Source organism: Mesorhizobium sp. M2A.F.Ca.ET.039.01.1.1, assembly GCF_003998035.1.
GTDB lineage: Bacteria > Pseudomonadota > Alphaproteobacteria > Rhizobiales > Rhizobiaceae > Mesorhizobium.
On record NZ_RZRY01000861.1, the window covers coordinates 1 to 2,312 of the forward strand.

The 2,312-nt window shown below is 66.1% G+C and carries 3 protein-coding genes and 1 pseudogene; all 4 read right to left on the minus strand.

The annotated features are described in order from the left end of the window. The coding region (locus EOA24_RS34740; protein WP_127410635.1) for a DUF1284 domain-containing protein at nucleotides 1–296 on the minus strand (296 nt) is incomplete at its 3' end. Nucleotides 297–328: 32 nt separating this feature from the next. Continuing rightward, the gene (locus EOA24_RS34745; RefSeq protein WP_126078606.1) at nucleotides 329–919 is read right to left on the minus strand and encodes a biotin transporter BioY; all 591 of its coding nucleotides are present in this window, start codon (nucleotides 917–919) and stop codon (nucleotides 329–331) included. A 323-nt stretch (nucleotides 920–1,242) separates the two neighbouring features. Then, entirely contained in the window at nucleotides 1,243–1,908 is a 666-nt protein-coding gene (locus EOA24_RS34750) for a GntR family transcriptional regulator (protein WP_126062266.1), read from the minus strand. 106 nt (nucleotides 1,909–2,014) lie between these two features. After that, nucleotides 2,015–2,312, minus strand: a pseudogene (locus EOA24_RS34755) (polyprenyl synthetase family protein); the annotation flags it as partial.

Consider the following 2,312-nt stretch of genomic DNA (forward strand, 5'->3'; position numbering starts at 1 on the left):
GTAGAGGGATCGAGCTCGAGCCAAGCGCCGGCCGGGAGCGGCCGGCCGAGAAGACCGGCGACATCGCGAGCCGCGACGTCATCGCGCCCGGCAGCGCTTTCGCCCAGGCAGTGCGGCTCGCTCTCACTCAGCAGCGGGGCGCAGATGTCGTCAGGGCCGGAAACGATCAAGATATCCTCGCCGCCGGCCAGGCGCTTCACTACAACGTCGTAGTTGGCGGTGAAGGCCGGCGAGTAGCCCTTGCCGACATAGGTCAGCAGGCAAAGCAGATGATGGGCACGCAGCCTGACGGTCATCTGGTGTCGGGTTCGGTCATCCGCCCGGCGGCTTACCGAGGATCGGCCGGCCGGTTGCCCGAAAACAGCTTCAGCGTCGCGGCACCCAGCGCCGACTTGAGCAGGCCGCCGACGATGAAGGGCAGGAAGCCGAAGGTGATCGCCTTCTCGGCGCCGATCATGACGGCAAGCCACACGGTGCCCAGAACCAGGCAAAGCAGGTTGCCGATGAGCATGGCGGCGAAGGCAAGCATGACGCGGTTGCCGTTCCAGCCGCGCTCGGCCAGCCAGCCGACGACGGCGCCGACGACCGGGAAGGCGAAGAGGTAGCCGCCGGTCGGACCGACGAAATGCTGCACGCCGGCGGCGCCGCCCGCCAGAACCGGAAAGCCGGCCGCGCCTTCAACCAACCAGGCGGCGATGGTCAGCGCGCCGAAGCGCCAGCCGTAGAGCGCGCCGACCAGCGTGACGGCGAAGGTCTGCATGGTCACCGGAACCGGCACCATCGGCACCTCGATGTAGGAGGACAGCGCCAAGAACAGCGAGCCGATGATCACGGCGCCGATCTGCCAGGCGAGCGAACGGCTGTGCAGCTTGAGCGGGCTGAAGGACGGCTTGTCGATCGAAACGGTTGCGTTGGTCACGGTGTCTTCCCTGGTTGGTATGAAATTATAGATAATTTTGCGACTTCATCTATTATCGAATCCATATTTTGAAACGGATAGCAAGCCTGCAGGTTCGTCATCCACGGGCGGAGCGGGAGCGAAGCGGACGCGGAGACCCGAGGATCCATGCCGTGACGCATGGGCGTCGGGACGATGCAAAACGGCGCTATGTTCTGCACCGCCTCTATTTTTCGGCGAAGGTAACGGCATGGATTCCAGGGTCTGCGCGCGTCGCTTCGCTCCTTGCTCCGCCCTGGAATGACGAAGTTGAGAGGCCTCGGCTAATTGCCAATCGCCCGTCACTACCCCACGATGGCGAAGGCGTCGCGGGTGCGGCCGGAGGCGGTCTTGACCGGCTTCTGGCCGATCCATTGCACGTGGCGGCCGAGCGTGGCGGCGGCCGATTCGGTGTTGCCTTGCCGCAGCGCGCTGAGAATCGCCCGGTGGTCCTGGTCGGTGCGGGTTTCCCACTCCGAGCGCCAGGCGGCGAACAGGAAGCGCGCGCTCGCCGCGTGCAGGTCGTCGATGGTGGAGAGCAGGCGCGGCATGTTGCAGGGCGCCAGGATAAGCCGGTGGAAGGTGCGGTTGGCCTCTTCCCAGGAGCGGACGTCGCGGGATTTGTCGCCAGCCTTGGTCGCTTCCTCGGCCTGGTCGAGGATCGACGCCGTCAGATGCGGCGCGGCATGTCGCAGCGCCAGCACTTCCAGCGCCGCGCGCATCTCGGCCACCTCCCTTACCTCACCGAGATCGAAGGAGGCGACGCGCACGCCGCGCCTGGGCTCGCTGATCGCCAGGCCTTGCGCCTCCAGGCGGCGAAAGGCCTCGCGCACCGGGACGTGGCTGGTTTTGAATTCCTCGGCGACATGGTCCTGGCGCAGCCGCGAGCCGGGCTCGATCGCGCCCGAAATGATGCGGTCCGCCAGTTCCTTGCTGATGCGGACGGCGATCGTGTCTTCTGTGCTGGCCATATTTATAGATAATTTGCCGGGCCGCTCTTTGTCGAGACGGCCAAAGCGGGATTCACAGGCGCCCTGCCCGGCGAATGCCAGCCAAGTCCCAGGAAGACAGACAGGCTCAGTTGACGCGGCTGATGCAGAAATCGATGACGTCGAGCAGCGCCGACTTCTGCGGCGTCGCTTCCAGCGGCGCCAGCGCGTCGCGGGCGATCTCGCCGAAATGGCGGGCGCGGCTGATCGTGTCGGCGATGGCGCCGTGGCGGGCCATCAGGCCGATCGCCTTTTCGAGCCCGGCATCGTCGGTGACGTTTTCCTCGATGGCGCGCTTCCAGAAGCTGCGCTCGGCCTTGGTGCCGCGCCGGTAGGCGAGGATCACCGGCAGCGTCACCTTGCCCTCGCGGAAATCGTCGCCGACA

Excerpts from the sequence above, each read along its gene's own strand:
- EOA24_RS34750 (WP_126062266.1), bottom strand. The coding sequence starts at position 1,908 with ATGGCCAGCACAGAAGACACGATCGCCGTCCGCATCAGCAAGGAACTG.